Genomic DNA, 19,635 nt, shown 5'->3' on the forward strand with positions numbered 1-19,635 from the left:
ATTGAGGAACCAGCTCGAAGGCGGGGCGCTGCACGGTGTCAGCCGGGCGCTCAACGAAGAAGTCACGTGGGACGAACAGAAGGTCACGTCGATCGACTGGCGCACGTACCGCCCGCTGCCGGTGGGCGCCGATATTCCCAGAATCGAAACTGTTCTCATTAATCGTCCAGAGGCCCGCGCGACGGGAGCCGGCGAAACGGCAGTTACGGTTGTGGCGGCAGCGATCGGAAACGCAGTGTTCGACGCGACAGGTGTGCGCCTGAGACAGGCGCCGTTCACGCCCGAACGCGTGAAAGCGGCGTTGTCGAAGCGGGCTTAAGACCGGTTCAGGCGATTCAGTAAGTACGCGATCACCGAAAACACGACGACGACCGCGAAGACGATCGAGGAAACGGTCAAGGCCAAAAGCATTATTACGACTCCACGCGCTCTAGAACGCGTTCCCTAAGAACGGCAACATGTGGCCGAAGAAGAGGACTCCGATCCACAGGAAAATCGCGGAAGCGGCCATCACCTTCGCTCCAAACGGAGCGTCATCGCCCGGCCCGACCGTCCACGGCTGGTCCACCAGCATGAAATACAGGACGTTGAGCGCACACAGAATCACGAAAACCATCTTCCAGTAAAAGATCGGGTTTCTCGTGTATTGTTGCGGGGCTCCGATAAAGAAAAACATTCCAGTCGTCAGATTAAGCGCGAATCCCAGCATTCCCAGCGGCATCAATTGATACAGAGCGGCGAAAGAAAGCTTCTTCGCCATCCCGAGCATGCGAAGATCGATCAGAAACACCGACGTAAACAGAATGCTCAGCCCGACGAAGTGCAACGTCTCGCACGACGGCCAGACCCAGGTTTTTCCGACCACAAACATCCCGAAATTGCGAGCGAATCCCGCGGACTCGTCCGCCGCGACCTCGTTTGTCCCCTGAATTTCAGGATGATTGATCGATCCGCCGAGATTGGCCGCGCGCGCCATCAACGCGAACGAGATCAACGACAGCGAGAGAACGACCACGGTATTCCAGCGCGGCACGCGCCGGAGCAGGCGGAACTGCCACAGGCCGAGCCATGCGATGAAACCAGTGATCTCCATGAAAATGAACGCCACCAGTGCGGCATCTTCGTGGGCGCGAACCAGAGAAAAAGTGGTGTATCCGCGATCCTTGAGAACTTCCTCGGCCGCGTTCCCGCTCATGTACGTCGGAATGGCAACGGCGGCAATCAGAAAGAAGATCACCAGGCTTGCCCGTTTCAGGTCGTCCTTGTTCCCCAGAATGGACACGATGTACAGGGCCAGACCGATTCCAAAACCGATCGTCGGGAAGTGATTCAAAAGCAAATGGACGTGCGCGAGGTTCATAGTCTTATTTGGTCAGGCCGCTCACGGGGCCGACATACGCCAGCAACCGGCCGGCGGTGATTGCGCCCAGCCAGAAGATGAGATTCGTGACGGCCAGCATCTTCGCATTCATCGAAAAAGGTGCTTTATCGATGAGAGGGTCGCGAAAGACGCGTTTTCTCAGCATCTGCATGTTAATGACGGCGAGAAATACAAAAATCATCTTTATATAAAAATCAGGATTGATCATCTTGGTCGTAGCATCCGAGGCCAGCATCATGAGCCCCGTGGCCGTATTGACCCAGAACGCTACCCAGAATACGGGAAGCAGCCGTTCCAGCGGCGCCAGCGGCATGGCGGGGGCATATCCCAGGATCCGGAGGTCGATTCCCGCATTGATGCCGACAATGATCCCCATTCCGATGGTATGGAGGAGCAGGATGCTTGGGAAAGCGAAGACCGAACTCGATTCGACGACCCAGCGGGAGAAACCGGCTTGCTCAATAGCTCGAAGAAAATCCATTATCATATTCAATTGCCCGAAGTCCTCGCACGCTAACATGCACCCTATTGGAAGTCAATGGCTCCAGCGGGTCCAGCCGCAGATGACGCGGATGACGCGGATGGGGCGCATCATCAGTAGCTCTTTGTGCCCAATCTGCGTCATCCGCGTCATCTGCGGCTAGACCCCTTTATTTCTTTGCCGACAGGCTTTTATACGCTGCCTCCACGAACATGTCCGTCGTCCAGAATCCCGTGGTGGCGCCGTACAGCGGATCGTAGTCCCGGGTGGGCTTTGCTGCTTTGACCTGCTCCAGCGTCATTCCTTTTTTGACCATGTCCTGGATACGGTCGCGAATGATCGTCACCATATCGCGATATTCCACGACATCCGCTTCATCGCAGAGCCGGCCGTGGCCTGGAATGACCATCGTGCCGCCTTCCTGTTTGTCCGCGGGAATGGTGATATCCAGGATGAAGTTCAGCGCATCGACGATGCCGTTCAGGCTGCCGCCGTTTTGCAGATCGATGATCGGGTAGGTCGTCGTCGAGAAAATATCGCCTGTCATGACGACGTCGGAGCGCCGGAAAAACACGATGCTGTCGCCATCCGTATGGGCGGATTTCGGGTGCAGCATCTGCAGCGCTTCGCCGTTGAAGAACAGCTCTTTGGTGTCGCTGAAATAGGTGTCGGTCGGCCAGGATTCTGCAGGCGTCGGGGCCTGTTTGCCGGTGGGAGCGCTCATGGCCTTCAGCACATTGGCATGTGCATAGATTGCAGCACCCTCGGAAGCGTCCGAGATGTTCCCGGCCACGTTGCCGCCGGTGATTGTCTTTCCCATCAGGCGGGCTTTTTCGTTGCCTCCCGTGTGATCCGGATGAAAGTGCGTATTGATGATGTATCGCAGCGGTTTGTTGGTCACCGGCTTCGCGATCTGCTTCACTGCCGCCAGAACCTGATCGGTCATCTGGGCCGATCCGGTGTCGACCATCAGGATTCCGTCACTTCCAACCTGCACGGCGATGTTTCCCACGGCTCCGACCACCATGTAGACGTTCCCTTGCACATGCAGCACATGGATGTCGGACGCCTGCTGCGCATAGACACAAGTCGAAAGCGCCGTCACGGCAAAGATGATGCGGAGCATGGATTTCATTTCTGTTCCGCCTTCATCTTCTGTTGATACTCCGGATACATCGTTTCAGCGCCGCCGCGTGCGGCAGCCGGCGGGAGATTGTATTTCTTCGGAAATTCGCCGAGGAATGAATTCGCGCCGAACAAATGGTGCGGCACAGCGCCCTTTGGCCGGTCGACTTCGTCTACCTCTTCGCACGGATACGGCCCGATCTGTTGCCGCGGATCCAGCACCCAGTTCGTGGTGCGGACGAACGGCTCCGTCAAATAGGCGGGATCGGTGACGATGCTGACGAGCGTGAGGTAATCGCCATGACGGATCCAGTGTTCCGTCAGGGTCCCGCGGTCGCTGCGCGGAATGCCGTTACGCCGGATCCATCCCGTTTTGAGATGCGTGGTAGTGACCGTAAGGATGTCGCCTTCCCACTTTCCGGTCGAGAAGCCCTGCCATGTGTGTGCGGCATAGTCCGGAGGATGTTCGCGGCCGTCCATCCAGATGGTGCGTTCCGGCGCCTGCCAGGAAATGTGCGTGTGATAGGCGATGAGCTGCTGCGACTCGGTGTCCACTTCCTTCCAGATGCGAATGTTGGCCGGCCCGCGCGGTCCGTAATCTGCGGGATGCGGCTTGCATTGGTGCTCGGGCAGCGTCAGCAGCGAAGCGTCCCAGCTGTCGCCCCGGAGCCGGGCCGCGTCGTTGATCGGAAGGCCGAGATAGTCTCCGATCTCCGGGCCCGCGAGCCGCTCCGGCTGGTCTTCGTGAAAGCGTGGCGCCCATTCTCCCGAAGGATCGACTTGCGCAAACGCCGGTATGCTGGCCAGCGCCATGATCGCAATGACGGCAAGACGGAATCGCATGATGCACACTCCTGAAGATGTCCCGAATATTAGCCCAGAGGGAAGGAACACAAGAAGCACAAACGGCACAAGAATGAAGAGCATCGCTTGTGCTTTTTGTGCTTCTTGTGATTCCTTCCCTTTACTTCTGCGATGCCGCCTTCTTCATGACGACATTGATGTCATCCGGATTGATCAGATCCGATGCTGTCCAGCCGTTTAAATCGTATTCCGCCATGCATTGTTCGGCGAAACCCTTGTACTTCGCGCTCTGCCCAAGCAGGTCGCTGACCATCAGCGTTTCGAAGCGAATGCTCTCATGACTGCCGAAATAGTTGCGTTCATATAGTTCGTGGCGTCCACCGAATTCCGTGCCGATGGCGTCCCACATCAGCTTCATCAGCTTGACCCGCTCTTCCGCGGAGTAGCCATTGGAACCGCGCACGAACTGGTCGAGATACTTGTGGATTTCCGGCACCTTGAAATCGTTGGCATGCGACGGCAGGTAAATCAGGGAACTCGCCATGACATTCTGAATGATTTCCTTCAAGCGCGGATAAATCACGCTCGCCGCCACCCGGTAAGCCAGGCCGTAATCGAGATTCGGCAGCACATAGCCGGGAGTCCAGGGTGTTGTCGTTCGCGCCATGGCGTCGGTCAAACCCCAGAAGAGGTTGCGCCATGCCAGGACTTCGCCGACCTGAGCCTGCACCCCCCGGAAGTCTTTTGAGCCGGTGGCTTCGACTCCTTTGAGCAGCAGGCCGGCGATAAAGTCGAGTTTCACCGCCAACCGGACGCATCCATGGAACATGAAGCGCGGCAGGAATCCGGATCGTGGGAAGAAGTTATTCACCTTGTCGATATCGCCGTATGCAAACACGTTTTCCCAGGGCACGAATACTTTATCGAAGACGATGATGGAATCGTTTTCGTCCAGGCGGCTGGAGAGCGGGTAATCGAACGGACTGCCGACGGCCGCCGCAGCCATTTCATACGATGGACGACAGAACAGCTTCAGGCCGGGAGAGTCGGTCGGAACGATACACACGAATGCGAACTCTTTCGTCTTGATCGGCAGCGCGCCATTGTTTGCGATGAAGTTGTAGTGAGTGAGCGTCGACGTCGTGGCAACAACCTTGGCGCCGCTGACGACCAGGCCTGCGTCGGTTTCCTTGTCGACGTGCATGTAGACGTCGCGCACCTCGTCGAGTTGCTTGTTGCGGTCGACCGGAGGATTGACGATGGCGTGATTCACGAAGGTCACTTCCTCCTGGACCTTCTTGTACCAGCGGCGGGCGTTTTCGGTGAAGGGATCGTAGAACTCCGCATTGGCGCCCAGCGTCGCCAGGAATGCGGCTTTGTAATCCGGGCTTCGGCCCATCCAGCCATAAGTCACGCGAGCCCACTCCGCGATCGCATCGCGACCGCCCACCATCTCTTCCGTATTGCGCGGCGCCTTGAAGAACTTGTGCGTGTACCCGCCGCTGCCGGTATCCGTTTCGGTGCAGAGCACGTCTTTGCGGTCATCGTGCAGGGCGTCGTAGAGCCGGCCAAGCATCCGTACGGTGTTTCGGAATGCCGGATGCGTCGTCACATCTTTTACGCGTTCACCGTAGATCCAGATCTCGCGTCCGTCACGTAAACTCTCGAAATACTCTTCCGAGGTAAACGGTTTCGTGCGCGTCGCGGTGCTCTGTGCGGGACGGGGAGGAGTGTTGCTGCTCACATTATTCCTTTCTGGCGATTGAAAAGTTTGAACTGCCTTATACCACCCCACGGCAGTCCCTGTCTCGTTGAGGTTTAAGTATTGACAATGCAGGGAGTTCAGCGATAGAACTGCGGCCACAATTGCGTACAGACTGGTTAACCGTGGATCTTTTCCGGCCACGTCCGGGATGGGGAGGTAGCATGAAGGGGATTTTTGTTTCGGCAGGGCTGCTGTTCTTTTTCCTCGCGGGTGCGAACGCGTTTGGTCAATCGCGGATCAGCGGAACTGTGAATGATGCGAGCGGCGCTCTGATTCCAGGCGTCTCGATCACCGCCACCAATATAGAGACCGGCGTCATGACCACGGTCATCAGCAATGAGACGGGCGCGTATTCCTTTGCCAGCTTGCAGCCGGGCACCTACAAGCTCGTCTCCGAACTTCCGGGCTTTCAGGGCCAGAGCTATGACAATGTCGCTCTGGGCCAGAGCGATCAGCTTCGCTTTAATTTCAAGCTGACGGTCTCCGCCGTGGCGCAATCGGTTGAAGTCACGGTCGACGCGCAGGCGTTGCTCACCGCAACGAATGCCTCTGTCGGCCAGGCGATCGACCAAAAGCACGTCGAGGAGCTTCCGATGGTCCGGGGGGACATTCTCGATCTGGTTCGAATCATGCCCGGCTTTAGAGCCGATCCGTTTGGCGACACGTTCAACGCCATGGGCGGCCTTCCGAACAACACCATCAATACGACCAGAGATGGCGTTAGCGTGACTGATAGCCGGAACGGGACCCTTTCGGCAACCACGACCATGAACCCGGATTCCGTCGGTGAAGTCCGCGTCATCCTGGCGCCGGTGGATGCGGAATATGGACGTGGCAATGGTCAGGTTCAGGTCATGACCCGCTCCGGAACGAATGCATTCCGGGGAGCGGCTGTATGGAATAACCGGAACACGAAATTACAAGCGAATAGCTGGGCCAACAATCAGACGGTTGACTCGCTGACCCGTAAATGGAGTCCCACCCCGCTCAACTGGAGAAACACGAATGAGTACACACTGAGCCTCGGTGGACCGATTATCAAGAACAAGACGTTTTTCTTTGCGTTGTGGGACCAGAATCTGAGCGTCACGAAACCGATCGTGACCACGCCGGTGCTGACGGACACGGCGCGGCAGGGCATCTTCCGATACTTCGACAATTGGATCAGCGCCGACGCGCACCAGTTGCCTCCCGCATTTCCAGCCAACCCCGCAACAGCGACCATCGCGGTCGTGGATACGGCCGGCAATCCGCTCGTCGGCGGAGGAATTATCGCGCCGAAGAATCCCGACGGTTCCGCATATACGGGAAGCCTGCGGTGTTTCAGCGTCTTTGGAAACACCAAGAACGATGGCAGCGCATTTACCTCAGCGGATTGTCCGGGCGGCATTGCCATGACTGGACCGGCATGGGACCCACTGCGTACCAAATTAGATCCGACCGGCTATGTCGCGAAACTCATCGGGGCGATGCCGCATGCCAACTACTTTAATACCGGCCTCGCGACCTATGATGGACTGAATGTGGCGGCCTTCCGTTGGACTCAACGCCTGAACGGTACCGCAGGCTCTGCGGGCCAGGGGGGCACGGCGCCGGATACCATCAATCGCAAGCAGATCAATCTCAAGATCGACCACAACTTCAACGCCAGCAACCGGCTCAGCGGCAGCTGGACATTGCAACACGACTTTAACGACGAAAACGCGCCTGCCTGGCCCGGCGGTTTCTTAGGTCAATCCTTACGCCATCCCCAGGTACTGACCGTGGCATTCACCTCGACATTATCGGCGGCAATGGTCAATGAAGCCCGCTACGGGATCAACCTTCAATACAACGAGGTCGATCCGCCATGGTTGCTCAATAGCAATGCGGCGGGCTACCTGCTGCAAGGCGGAAAGAGCGCGGCAGGAGCGACCTACCCGGTTGCGTTTACTCCAGGCGCCGGAATTTTTGCCTTCGGCAATAACCTTATCAATAATAACGCAACTTATAACGGCAGCCGTTCTCCGCTCTATGACTATGCGGACACGTTCAGTTATACGAAGGGCAAACACGCGATCCGCACGGGAATAGATCTGCGCTTTGGCCGGTCGGCGGGATGGAATGTCGGGTCCGGAGTCGTTCCGACCGCTTCGGGCGGAAACGGCGGCAATCCGGCTAATAATTTGGTGAACGCCGTGGCGGGCTTGCCGAATGACCTGGCGACCAACCGCACGAATGCGGCAAACATGCTGTATTTGCTGTCAGGTTCCGTCAATACCGCGAGCACGCCATATTGGATATCCAGCCTTCAGGATGCCCAGAATGGAACGTGGCAGGACTACACCACGCAACTGCGAAGGAACCGTGAACAGGTGTACAACGAGTGGGCGGCGTTCTTCAAAGACGACTGGAAAGTGAAACCCAGTCTGACGCTCAATTTGGGCGTCCGGTACGAGTGGTACGGCTCGCCATACCTGCGCGGCGGTTACACCGCGTCGGTCGTCGGCCAGGGCAGCGGATTATTTGGCGCCAGCCGTCCCAGCGCCACCGCCAATCCCTTTAACAATTGGTTGCTCGCCCCGGGCGGTGTCTACCTGAGCGGTTATGGACCCAATGCCGCCGCAGCCAACGCGCTCCAGTGCACCAATACTGGAGCGCCTCAGAATCCCTCACTTCCGACGCCAAGCTGTGATCCATCGTTGTTGACGCAGTTCCAGTACGTCGGCCCCGGCTCCAATCACACGGACCAGCAGGCCGTTGCCAATTACTGGGGCGGCGTCGGACCCGCCATCGGCTTGGCCTGGCAGGTTCCCTGGTTTGGAGCAGACAAGACAACTATCCGCGCCGGATTCGGAAGGACCTACGGAATCGGCGCCCGCAGCGCCACCACGATCGAAAATGTCATTGGTAATATACCTGGAGCGAGCACGACAGCGGCGCTCGTGACGACGAATTTCCCAAATCTGGTCACGGGTCGCGCGCTCCAACTCAGCGACTTGCCGACGATCCTGCCGGTGACGCCGTTGACCAAGCCTGGGGCTGTGTTGCCCATCACCGATGGGACGCAGTCGATAAGCGCCTACGATCCAAATTTCAAGACGCCATATACACAGACGTTGACGTTGTCGATCACCCGGCAGGTTTCGAGGACCCTGACCTTAGATCTCCGGTACGATGGGAACTTCGCCCGCCGGAGAGCGGACTACAGTATGAACCTCAATACACCGAACGTTTACCATCAACCGGAACTTTTCAATGCGCTGGAAGTGACGCGTGCAGGCGGAGACGCGCCGTTGTTCGATCAGATGATGGCGGGGTTGACTCTTCCTGGAGTGCCGGCGCCGTACGGCGCTGTGGGAACGGCGGTCACCGTCAATGGCGTCAGTGTCGCCCAGCACGCCTCGGCGCAAATGCGCAAAAGCACGTCTTTCGCCACCGATTTGGCCACAGGCAATTACGTAAACATTGCCAACACTTTGAATACGCTTACCGCCGGTGTGGCAGGCTTGGAGAACTTGCCTGCCGGCGTCACCGGCATCAACCGTAGAGTGCTGCGCAACGGCTGTGACCGCCTCGCCGCGGGCGTGACAACGGTTGGGGCCGCGATTCCAACGCCGCTGCGCTGTTTTCCGGAAAACTACATCGTCGCCAACCCGCAGATCAACACCGCCAGTTACATCGGCGGTTTCGGCAAGGCGAACTACAATTCCGCGCAGATGCAGGTCACGATGCGCCCGACGCAGGGACTCAGTTTCCAAAGCACCTACATCTTCGCAAAGGGGCTGGGGCTCGTACCCCAGAATTGGACGGATCCCTTAAATCGGAATGCGGACTATGCGCCGCCATATCAGGACGTGCGGCATGATTTCCGCACGAACGGCACGTTCGAATTGCCGATCGGCCCTGGCAAGCTGCTCATGCCGAAGTCGTCCGGAACGCTGGCGCGGATTCTGGAACACTGGCAGACCGGTTTCATCTTCAATGTGTCCAGCGGCAATCCGAGAACCGTCATCGGGGCAAAAACGCTGTATGCAACCGGACTTCAAAACCTCGACTCGGCGCAAAGCCGGGCCGATCTTGTCGCGCCCCAGTTGTTCAGCCAGAACACGAAAGGCCACGTGGTCTGGAACTCTGCCGGTAACGATGGCTTCTTCTACGGCCAGGGCAAGTTCCTCACCGTCGCGGACCAGCAGTGCGCGCCCGGCGGCGTGACCGACCACGTCGACGAGATGGGTCTCAATCTTCGTACCAGCGGATTCTGCACGCTCCAGTCGATTGCGCAGAATTCCGGCGGCGCGGCCGGACAGACGATCTTCCAGAATCCGTTCCCGGGCCACCGCGGCAACATGCCGTTTGGATTGAATGCGCCCGGACAGTACCGGTTTGATGCAAATCTGAGCAAGAAGTTTACGCTCAGCGAAACGAAATCGGTGTCGCTGCGCCTGGATGCATTGAACGTGTTCAACCATCCCGGACCCAGCGATCAGCAACCGGAGACTGGCCAGTCTATCAACACGCCCGGCATCATCTTCGGGCAATTCCCGGCCAAAGGCAACGGCCTGGGCAGTTCCGGCGCAAACCCGCAGACGCGCTACATCACGGGACAGCTTCGGCTGGACTTCTAGGGGGAGTACTTGAGCCGCAGATGACGCGGATGGCGCAGGATGGGCGCAGTTAAGAAAATTTCTATGCGCCCGTCCTGCGCCATCCGCGTCATCTGCGGCTCAAGCAGAGTAGACTGCTATCCATGTTTGGCGCGGACAAACCCGTCATCGGGATGCTGCACGTCCCGGCCTTGCCCGGCTCGCCGCAGAACCGTTTCGATTTTGGCGCCATTCTGGAATGGGTGCTGGACGATGCCAAAACCCTTGCGGACGGCGGAATCCACGGTCTCATGATCGAGAACTTCGGCGATACGCCATTTTATCCCCGGCGCGTCCCGCCACATACCGTAGCTTTTCTGACCGCTCTCGGTGTGGAACTGAAGCGTACATTTGATCTGCCCCTCGGCATCAATGTCTTGAGGAACGACGCGGAAAGCGCGCTGGCGATCGCGGCCGCGGTGCCCGCGGAATTCATTCGGGTCAATATTCATACCGGCGCGCGCCTTACCGACCAGGGCCTGATCGAAGGTGCCGCGCATGAGACCTTGCGCTACCGGAAACTTCTCGGCTCGACCACGAAAATCTTCGCCGATGTCGACGTGAAGCATTCGGCGCCTCTCGCTCCGCGAGACCTCAAAGCCGAAGTCGAGGAACTGATCGGCCGCGGCGGCGCGGACGCGGTCGTCGTGACCGGCTCCGCCACTGGCCACGAAACGTCACTCGCAGACCTGAGGGCCGTGAAGTCGGCTGCGAAAAATGCCTACGTCATTGCCGGCAGCGGTGTCGATGCCGGTAATGTGTCGAGCGTTTTAACCGTGGCGGACGCGGTCATTGTCGGAACCTCGCTGAAGCGTGATGGCGTCACCATAAATCCCGTCGACCCGGATCGGGTACGGACATTGATGCAAGCCATTCGCAAGATGGACGACAAATCCTGAAGTTAGCTCATATCCTCTGCCGTTTCGCCAGGATTCCAATCCCGAATCCCGCAGCAGCGATCCCTAAAATCGTCATGAACGGGTGCCGCTTCACAAATCCCGCAGCCTGCGCTGCGTATTGGCCGGCATTGACGCGCATCTCTGCAAGCTTGCCCTGCTCGTGACTGCAGATTGCTTCGCCGGCTTTTTGTTTCTCGAGTCCCATCTGGATCACCTGGGCGAGGTGAACAGGTTTTCTATCCGTCGTACCGGTGATCTGAGTGTGGCAACTGAAGCCGTCCGCCACGACCCATGTGCCTGGCGTGCTTTCTTCAATCTTCGGCACCATGGCGCGATGCGCAATCTTCATCGACAGATCGTATTTATCCTCTTCAAAGCCGAATGAGCCGGCCAGACCGCAGCAGCCCGCATCCATAACGTCGGCTTCGATGCCCATCTTGTCCAATATTTTCTTTTCGGCGGAGACGCCGAAAATGGCGGCCTGGTGGCAATGCCCCTGGATCAGCGCTGTTCCTTTCATAGCCGGCGGCTGATATTCGATTTTTTCAAGGAAGTCGCCGAGCATGTGGGTCTGCTTTTTGAGTTTCTGCGCCCGCTCGTCGTTGGGAAAGAGATTGGTGAGTTCGTCGGCAAAAACCGCCATGCAACTGGGCTCCATGCCGACCACAGGGATGCCGTAGAGAATAGGCTGCTCGAGCGTGTCGAGAATTTCCACAAGCTGCCTCTTCGCCTGATCGAGGAACCCGTAATCGTACAGCGGGCGGCCGCAGCACAAATTCGCTTCGGGAACAATGACGTGGCAGCCGGCATCTTCCAGCACTTCGACGGCTGCACGGCCCACTTCCGGATGGAAATAATTGTTGAAGGTATCCGGCCATAGAATGACGGGCCGCCCGGTGTCATTTTTCGCGCCTCGCTTTTGAAACCACTCACGGAATGTTTCTGTGGCGAACGACGGTATGCGCCTGCGAACCGCGATGCCGCAGAGCTTCTTTCCGATGGCGGAAAGCCCAGGTGTATGGCTCAAGAGATTGACAAGACGCGGGACGTGTGACGCGAGCCGCGCCCAAACGTGGACGAATCCCATGGCATAGGCGTAGCGCGGGCGAACTCTGCCTTCGTAATAATGGGAGAGAAATTCCGCCTTGTATGTCGCAACGTCCACCTGGACGGGGCAGTCTCCTTTGCACCCTTTACATGCGAGACAGAGATCGAGGGCTTCCTTGACCTCCTCGCTCTTCCACCCGTCTTTGACGATGTTGCCTTGCACCATATCGAATAACAGGTGAGTCCGGCCGCGCGTCGTGTGCTCCTCGTCCCTGGTAACCATGTAACTCGGACACATGTAGCCGCCTTCGGTACGCCGGCATTTGCCGATGCCGACGCAGCGCAGCGTTGCATGATTGAAGCCTCCGTCCTCGGGAAACTGAAAGTGCGTCTCCAGCGGAGTGGCGTTGTAATTCGTACCGATGCGCAGATTCTCGTCGAGAAGGTAGGGCGGATCGCCGACGAGTTTGCCGGGGTTCATCTTGTACTCGGGATCCCAGATCGTTTTGAACTCGCGCATGGCCTGGGTCAGTTCGGGGCCGAACATTTTCGGCCACAATTCTCCGCGCGCCTGTCCGTCGCCATGTTCGCCGGAATAGGAGCCTCCGTACCGGCTCACCAGATCCGCCGCATCTTCGATGAAGTTGCGGTAGTTTTCGAGGCCCCGTTTGGTGCCGAGGTCGAAATCGATGCGGCAGTGGACGCAGCCCTGGCTGAAGTGGCCGTAAACCGAGCAATCCAGTCCGTAGGTGTCCAGAACCTTGCGGTAATCGCGGAGATAATCGCCCAGTTTATCCGGCGGGATGCCGGCATCTTCCCATCCCGGCCAGGTATCCGGCTGCCCGGGGACGAAAGCTGTCGCTCCAAGCCCGCTCTCGCGCACATCCCACAGCGCGTTCTGTTTTTCTTTGTCGTCGTAATACTGGATGCGGTCTTCGGGAAAGCCGTTCCGCTTCATTGCATCGGTAAGCCTCCTCGCTTTCCAGTCCGATTCCGCCTCGGTTTCCCCTTCGAATTCAACCATCATGAACGCACGGCCTCGAGGCAACACGTCCATCTCCTTCGCTTTGTTTCCGCCTTTGATCTTTATGTATTCCAGAAGCTTGTGATCGAGCGCCTCGACGGCAATGGGACCGGACATCAGAATTTCGGTGACCATGTCCCCCGCGTCGGCGATGGTTGAGAAGCCGAGCACAACGAGTGTTCGTTTCGACGGGCTGTAGATCAGCCTCAGCTTTGCCTCGAGAATCGTGACGAGTGTTCCTTCCGAGCCGATCAGTGCGCGCGCGATATTGAACCCGTTTTCGGGAAGCAGGTATTCCAGGTTGTAGCCCGATACCCGGCGCGGGAGCTTCGGCATCCGTTGCCGGATGAGTGGGGCGCACCGCTCACTGAGACTCTTCAGCGCCCGGTAGATCTCGCCTCGTCTGCCGGTCTGACGGACCAGATTTTCAAGGTCCGCCGGAGCAGTCCGGCCGACGCGCATCCTGAGCCCGTCGTAGGTGAGAATGTCGAGTTCGTTGACGTTTTCGGAAACCCGTCCAGCCATGTGGGCATGCATTCCGCAGGAATTGTTTCCCATCATTCCGCCGAGGACACAGCGATCGTGAGTGGACGGGTCGGGTCCGAAAGTGAGGCCCTGCTCGTCCGCCGCATCTCTCAAGTCGTCGAGAATCACGCCCGGCTCGACGCGTGCCCACCGTTCCTCACGATTCACTTCCAGAATGTGGTTGAAGTACTTCGTCGTATCGATGACGACGGCGATGTTTACGGTTGATCCGGTAAGGCTGGTGCCCCCGCCGCGCGACAATACAGGCGCGCGGTATTTCCGGCAGACCTCGACGGCAGCCACAATGTCGCCGGCCGATTTTGGAATCACCACACCGATCGGCGGTTGTGTGTAGTTCGATCCGTCGTAAGCGTACAAGCCGCGTGCAGTGTCATCGAAGCGGACCTCGCCTGAGACGCGTTCGCGCAGCGCCTTCTCGAGAGCAGTTATATCGACAGGCTCGCGTTCGCGCGGGTTTCGGATGCGGGGATCCAGGACCGGAGGGCGTGGCGTCGGTTCGCCTAACGAGAACATATTCATCACCTCTGCAGTTGTCTTGAGACGGGAGCCAATTCTCCTTTCAAGCCGCGCTTGTATCGATCACCCAGCGCATCCAGGCGCGACTCCGCGAGCAGTTGTTCCAAGCGGGGGAAAATGTTTTCTTCCTCTTCCGCAAGATGGGCGAGCACAGTGCGATGCAGTTGGCGAAATGTTTCTTTCCATTCAGGCGAATCCAGTTGCTCCTTTCGGGACGGCCGGCGGTCAAGGACCCGAAGGGTCCGGTCGATTTCCTCGTGGGCCGCTTCGCCCCGGCGCAAACCCGTCGAAAGGCCGGGTATCTCGCGCATCGGCCCGTAAAGCGCAAATGCTTCGCCGGCGGCATGCGCCTCCAGGGCGATGCGTATTCGCGGATAAAGCTCAAAGAGCGCGGCCGGAAGATCGAGGATCGCGTCCATCTCCCTCAGGAGATTTTTTATCTCCCAGTGCGCCTGCCGCAGCAAAGTGATGATATTCGTGGCTTCGGGCGAGCTTTCACGCTCCATGCTTTTTCGATTTCGCGCAGGCATGCTTCCTCCCGGGTTGGTCCTGAAATTAGATGTGCAGTTCGCAGGCCATAGCTCGCTGGCACGCTTGGTGCCGGAGGAGATTAAGCGGTTTGAGGGGATGGTTTCCTTACCCTAAGCTCTCATGGCGCGACGCAGCGGAAATTTGCGGCATCATCGATACTGCCATTGCCGGAATAGCGCGCCACCTGGGGATACGGGCAGAGCGGGCGCGTGCGCACGACCTGATTGTTGACGACGCGGCTTGCCGTAATCGACGCAGGCGCCTTGGCCTTTTCGACCCAGTTGATCATCGCGGTTACGGCGTCGTTGCGGTCCGGCCCGATGCCGCCTCCGCAATGGCCCATTCCGGGAACCATGAATAACCGGAAGAAGTTCGCGGTCTGCGGCCCGTTTTTAGTGACCGCCTTTTCGTAATAGTCGACGCCCATCATAGGCTGCAGGATCGAGTCCGCCCAGCCGTACGTCATCAGCAGCTTGCCGCCGCGGTTCTTGTATTTTGAAAGGTCGGTGTCCTTGGCATCCGCCAGTTTTCCCCAGTTGCCAACCAGGTGCGTGTCCCGGTCGAAGTTAAACGTTTTGTAGTCGTATTCGGCTTGAGGCGGTTTCAGAACCAGATAACGCATCACGCCTTCGGCCAGGTTGAAGTCCGCCGGCTTGGCGTTCGGTTGGGTGCTGACGATCAGATTCATCCATCCGCTGGCGGCGCCGTTTGCGCCGGGGATCAACGCTTCGCTGCCCGGCATGTAGCCGGGAAAGAACGGCTTCCCGTTGCTGGACGGACCGCTGTAAACCTTCGCGATGGCGGCCGCCTGCGCGTCTGTCAGGCAATCTGCAGCGTCCGCGCCCGCCTTGCAAGCCGGAACATCGCGCCCCGGATCGAAGTTGCATTTGCGCGGATCGTCGATCAGGCCGTCTTTTAACCCGTCGATCGCGTCGCATTTCGCCATCACTTTATCGGCAACCAGGGCCAGTTTCGCGGGCGTCACAGCCGCGTCCACAAGCGCTTTTTGATTCCACATCGCGCCGATGGTGAAACCTGTCTGATCGACCCAGGGAGCATTGGCGACGATGCCGTCGAAGTCTTCCGGAAAACGCTGCGCTTCGATCAAGCCTTGCCGGCCGCCGTTAGAACAGGAGTTCCAATAGGCATGCGAGACCGGCGTGCCGTAATACTGCTTCGTGATGTCCTTTGTCGTAACGGCTGTCAGATGGACCGCGCGATACGCGTAGTCGATCGCCTTTTGCGGGTTATTGAGAACGAAAGACCCGCTCGGCTCCTTCCGCGCGTCATGGCCCGTATTGGTCTGCGCGAAGGCAAATCCAAGCTTCAAAGCGGCATTGCGCTGCGAAACCCTCCCGGCGTCGTCCATTGCTTCACCCGCGAGTCCGCCGTTGCCGATCATGTAGAAGCGGCCGTTCCATTTGTCCGGAAGGCTGACTTCAAACGCGATCTCGGGGGAGAGTAACCCCGTGACACGGCAGTGCGCCGGCGCCATGGCGTCTGCCGGCACAGACATCGCGTTGATCTGCGCGATGTCTTTGGACTTGTACATCCCGATGGCCTGGCAGGTTGACTTCGGCGTCAGATCTGATTTCGAATAGTCGACCAGAGAGCTTTTCAAACCTGCAAAAGCCTGAGCTCCGGCCCGCGCCGGAAACATCACGCTCAAGACTGTTGCGATGATCGCGCAGCCGATTGCCGCCGAAATTCTTGTATTCGCCATATTCGTCCACCCTTTATTGCATCAATTGAAGAAATGAAGAACCGTCGAACTGATGCAATGATTCAATAAATAGTAAGTTACTTCCCCAGTTCCTTGACCGCCACGTTGAAGTGCGCGGTGTTTACCACGCCTTTTCGCTGGAACTGGACCCAGACCCGGTAGGCGTGGGCGCGGGGAAAAACGACGTTGAATTGAATCTGCGGGCCGCCGTCCGCAATGAACGGATGCTCGTGCAGCATGTCGATCAGGTCGTCGCTGGCGGCCAGCATGTGGCCCCAGGCTCCGAGGTATTTTTCCAGGCCGTCGCCGGGCTTCACGCGGAACAGCATCTGCGTCTTCTGCCCGGAAATCGGTTGCGGCGGATCGGTGATCAATTCCACCGACATATTCTCGGCATCTTTTGTGGCGTAGTCGCGGGCCAATTGCGCCGGTTTCGGCGCCGGGCCCGGCACGATCACGGTTTTGGCGATCAGTTGGGGCGTTGCTCCGTCGGGATAAAAATCGCCCAGAACGCGATACATCCCGGATTTGGGAAACGCATATTCGTAGTGGAAATTTCCGTCCGAACCCAGCGTCGGATGATTGTGCAGGAAGACCTGCAGATCCTGGCTCACGACGAACATATGAAACAGCTTTTCGTGTACGACCTGAAAATTGGTCACGGGCCGGTCTTTCCAGGGGTCGTGAATTTCGAAAGTGAGGGTCGAGAGCTGTCCGACTTTTATTGGACGCGGCGTCACATCCACATGCATGTGGTATTCGACGGGATCCGGCAGGCCCGAGACGAGCGCCATGCCGCAGCGGGCGCACTTGCCCGGACTGTTCGACCGGACATCCGGATCCATCGGACAGATATAGACTGAACCCGCGTTTTGCGCGGCCAAGGGCTGCGGCGCCGGCGCCTGGGGGCCCGCGGAAAAAGCAAACAGCAGCAATGCAAGCAGTGCTCGCATACTTACTCCTGCGAAGGCAACAGTGCGATTTTTACGCCAGACGGAATGCCGCCGATCATTGTACCAGCGGGAAGCTCGATCGGATTCAGAAACAAAAAAGGGTGCGCAAACTGGGGCTTGTATCCGTCGAGCCAGAGCAGCGGTTCGACGCGGCCATCGGGAAACTCCGCCGTGACCTGAAACGAACTATTCGATTTGGCTTCGACGACAAGCACGCCGTCCAGAGTGAACTGCTTCGCCAGTTTCAGGCCGCCGCTCACGGTGATCTCGCCTTTGCGGTGTTCGACTGGCGCTTTACCGCGCGGCCATGCGCTGTCTTTCATCATCTCGTCGAGCTTGTCTTTGGCGGGAAGATCCTTCGCATCTCCTTCCGGAGATCCGCCCTGCGCCCAGCTGGTGAGGAGTTCGAGCTGTTCGGGCGTTAAGGCCTGATCGTTGCGGAAATCGCCGAAGCCTTTAACCGCGCCCCACGGCGGCATACGCCGTTCAAGCACTTCCTCTTTGATGGCGGTCCGCCAGGGAAAAGCGTCCTTGTACTCGGCCATCGAGAAGGCCGCGCCGCCTTCCCGGTGACATGAGATGCAGCGGGAATAAAAGATGCGGGAAATCTCGCGGTCCCAGGTTACCGGCGTCGTAATGATGTCGTGAGGCGCGGCGCTTGCGCAGAGCGCCAGGATGACGATGGCAACGGAAACGGGCAGCTGAAGGCTGGAAACTGCAAATTGGCCGGGAGCCTTAAGTCTCCGATCTCCAATTTGCAATTTCCAACCTCCAATAATTACTTTTTCGGCGGATAGGTCTTCGCCAGATATTCCACGAGCACCGGCATGTCCTTATCGCCGAGGTTCGCGCCTTTGGCGACCATCGAAGTCACAACCTGCTGCCATTCATCTTTGCTGAGATGCTGATCGCCGACGAGATCCAGGTCGTGGCAGGCGGTGCAGACATCGGTGAGCACCTTCTTCGCGGCGTCGTCGTTGCCTGCGCTCGCCGCCACCGCTGTTCCCGCTCCTGCTGCGTCGGCGGGCTTTCCCGGTCCATTCGGCGGGTATGTTTTCGCCAGATAATTCACGAGTATCGGCATGTCTTTGTCGCTCAGGCTGGCGCCTTTGGCGACCATGGACGACACAACCTGCTGCCAATCATCTTTACTGAGATGCTGAGCGCTGACCATGTCCAGGTCGTGGCAGGCCGTGCAGACATCATTGAGAACCTTCTTGGCGGCGTCGTCGTTACCGGCATTGCTCGCTGCCGCTGTACCACCTGCTGCGCCAGCCGCGTCCGCCGGCTTTTCCGGTCCGAAGTTCTTCGTAAGGTAATCGACGAGAACGGGATAGTCCTTGGTGTCGACCTGTGCGCCGTTTGAAACCATGGATGACACGAGGCCTTCCCAGCCCGGTTTGTCCATGTGGAGGCGCACCACTCCGCTCAGGTCATGGCAAGCCGTGCAAGACGTCTGGAGGACCTTTTTGCCGTCGCCATCCGGCAGTTGAACGTCCTGAACCGCGGCGTATGCCATCGTCGCAATTGCGAAGGTGGCCCACAGCCACATCGCAGTTCTTCCAAAAATCCACTTCATAAGATCTCCTTAAGTGCGTCTCAAACAATAACTGCAGCGGCCAACACTATAAATCCGTATTCTGCTTTTTTTCAACTGGTGCTAATATGGCGCCTCTCAATAGCATTCATGCGTTTTTAGGAGGATCGATGCGAGCTAAGGGATTTTTACTGGTTTGCCTGCTGGGGTGCTTGACTCTGGCCGTATCTGCGCTGGCGCAGGAAGGACACCCTCTGAAGGGCAGTTGGCTCGGCGATTGGGGTCCGAGTAAGACGGATCGCAATCAGGTTGTGATTGTGATGGACTGGGACGGGAAACAGATTACCGGCCAGATCAACCCCGGTCCCAATGCCGCTCCTTTTACGAAGGCGAGCCTGGATCCGAAAGGCTGGATGGTTCACCTGGAAGCCGACGCCAAAGGCCAGGGCGGCAAAATGGTTCATTACGTCATTGACGGAAAGATCGAGAACCTCGGACTTTACAACCGGTCGATCGTGGGAACCTGGAACCATGATGATGTTAAAGGGGACTTCAGGATAACCAGGCAATAACCCATAAAACTCTATTGGAACATTGCATCATTAGAGGTTTCTTCATTTCAAATTTGAAATGCAGCAATCTCTAATGATGCAATGGTGCAATAAGTACCAGATCCAG

The 19,635-nt window shown here is 58.0% G+C and carries 15 protein-coding genes; 4 read left to right on the forward strand and 11 right to left on the reverse strand.

The window, feature by feature from the left end; genetic code table 11:
* A partial coding sequence (locus VGK48_16475) for a xanthine dehydrogenase family protein molybdopterin-binding subunit (GenBank protein ID HEY2382772.1) occupies positions 1-319 on the forward strand: 319 nt, incomplete at its 5' end.
* A 111-nt stretch (positions 320-430) separates the two neighbouring features.
* On the opposite strand, the gene VGK48_16480 is transcribed toward VGK48_16475, so the two are convergent.
* The 5 genes from VGK48_16480 to VGK48_16500 form a co-directional block, all read right to left on the reverse strand.
* On the reverse strand, positions 431-1,360 hold the full coding sequence (locus tag VGK48_16480; protein ID HEY2382773.1) for a hypothetical protein: 930 nt from the start codon (positions 1,358-1,360) through the stop codon (positions 431-433).
* A 4-nt stretch (positions 1,361-1,364) separates the two neighbouring features.
* Entirely contained in the window at positions 1,365-1,862 is a 498-nt protein-coding gene (locus VGK48_16485) for a hypothetical protein (protein HEY2382774.1), read from the reverse strand.
* 169 nt (positions 1,863-2,031) lie between these two features.
* Positions 2,032-2,997: an MBL fold metallo-hydrolase gene (locus VGK48_16490; GenBank protein HEY2382775.1), complete on the reverse strand. Its 966-nt coding sequence runs from the start codon at positions 2,995-2,997 to the stop codon at positions 2,032-2,034.
* On the reverse strand, positions 2,994-3,830 hold the full coding sequence (locus VGK48_16495; GenBank protein HEY2382776.1) for a hypothetical protein: 837 nt from the start codon (positions 3,828-3,830) through the stop codon (positions 2,994-2,996). The genes VGK48_16490 and VGK48_16495 overlap by 4 nt, the downstream gene beginning before the upstream one ends.
* A 121-nt stretch (positions 3,831-3,951) precedes the next feature.
* Positions 3,952-5,535, reverse strand: a complete 1,584-nt coding sequence (locus VGK48_16500; GenBank protein ID HEY2382777.1) for a 4-hydroxyphenylacetate 3-hydroxylase N-terminal domain-containing protein — start codon at positions 5,533-5,535, stop codon at positions 3,952-3,954.
* A gap of 182 nt (positions 5,536-5,717) precedes the next feature.
* On the opposite strand from VGK48_16500, the gene VGK48_16505 reads away from it, so the two are divergent.
* Together VGK48_16505 and VGK48_16510 are read left to right on the forward strand one after the other, a co-directional pair.
* A complete protein-coding gene (locus VGK48_16505; GenBank protein HEY2382778.1) occupies positions 5,718-10,163 on the forward strand; it encodes a TonB-dependent receptor in 4,446 nt (1,481 codons plus the stop codon).
* 122 nt (positions 10,164-10,285) lie between these two features.
* Positions 10,286-11,080 (forward strand): BtpA/SgcQ family protein, encoded by a 795-nt coding sequence (locus tag VGK48_16510; protein HEY2382779.1) that lies wholly within the window; start codon positions 10,286-10,288, stop codon positions 11,078-11,080.
* A gap of 7 nt (positions 11,081-11,087) precedes the next feature.
* Here the strand turns inward: VGK48_16510 and VGK48_16515 are convergent, their stop codons facing one another.
* From VGK48_16515 to VGK48_16540, 6 genes are all read right to left on the reverse strand, one after another.
* Complete coding sequence (locus tag VGK48_16515; protein HEY2382780.1) at positions 11,088-14,210, reverse strand: FAD-linked oxidase C-terminal domain-containing protein; 3,123 nt, start codon at positions 14,208-14,210, stop codon at positions 11,088-11,090.
* A gap of 5 nt (positions 14,211-14,215) precedes the next feature.
* Positions 14,216-14,743 (reverse strand): hemerythrin domain-containing protein, encoded by a 528-nt coding sequence (locus tag VGK48_16520; GenBank protein HEY2382781.1) that lies wholly within the window; start codon positions 14,741-14,743, stop codon positions 14,216-14,218.
* Positions 14,744-14,862: 119 nt separating this feature from the next.
* Positions 14,863-16,467: a tannase/feruloyl esterase family alpha/beta hydrolase gene (locus tag VGK48_16525; GenBank protein HEY2382782.1), complete on the reverse strand. Its 1,605-nt coding sequence runs from the start codon at positions 16,465-16,467 to the stop codon at positions 14,863-14,865.
* A 77-nt stretch (positions 16,468-16,544) separates the two neighbouring features.
* Positions 16,545-17,420 carry a heavy metal-binding domain-containing protein gene (locus VGK48_16530; GenBank protein HEY2382783.1) on the reverse strand — a complete coding sequence of 292 codons (876 nt, stop codon included), beginning with the start codon at positions 17,418-17,420 and terminating at the stop codon, positions 16,545-16,547.
* A 2-nt stretch (positions 17,421-17,422) separates the two neighbouring features.
* Positions 17,423-18,181 carry a cytochrome c gene (locus tag VGK48_16535; protein ID HEY2382784.1) on the reverse strand — a complete coding sequence of 253 codons (759 nt, stop codon included), beginning with the start codon at positions 18,179-18,181 and terminating at the stop codon, positions 17,423-17,425.
* A 17-nt stretch (positions 18,182-18,198) separates the two neighbouring features.
* On the reverse strand, positions 18,199-18,999 hold the full coding sequence (locus VGK48_16540) for a hypothetical protein (GenBank protein ID HEY2382785.1): 801 nt from the start codon (positions 18,997-18,999) through the stop codon (positions 18,199-18,201).
* Between the two features lie 128 nt (positions 19,000-19,127).
* Between VGK48_16540 and VGK48_16545 the strand changes: the two genes are divergently transcribed.
* On the forward strand, positions 19,128-19,529 hold the full coding sequence (locus VGK48_16545) for a hypothetical protein (protein HEY2382786.1): 402 nt from the start codon (positions 19,128-19,130) through the stop codon (positions 19,527-19,529).
* Positions 19,530-19,635: the final 106 nt, after the last annotated feature.

The sequence above is a fragment of the Terriglobia bacterium genome, assembly GCA_036496425.1.
GTDB lineage: Bacteria > Acidobacteriota > Terriglobia > 20CM-2-55-15 > 20CM-2-55-15 > 20CM-2-55-15.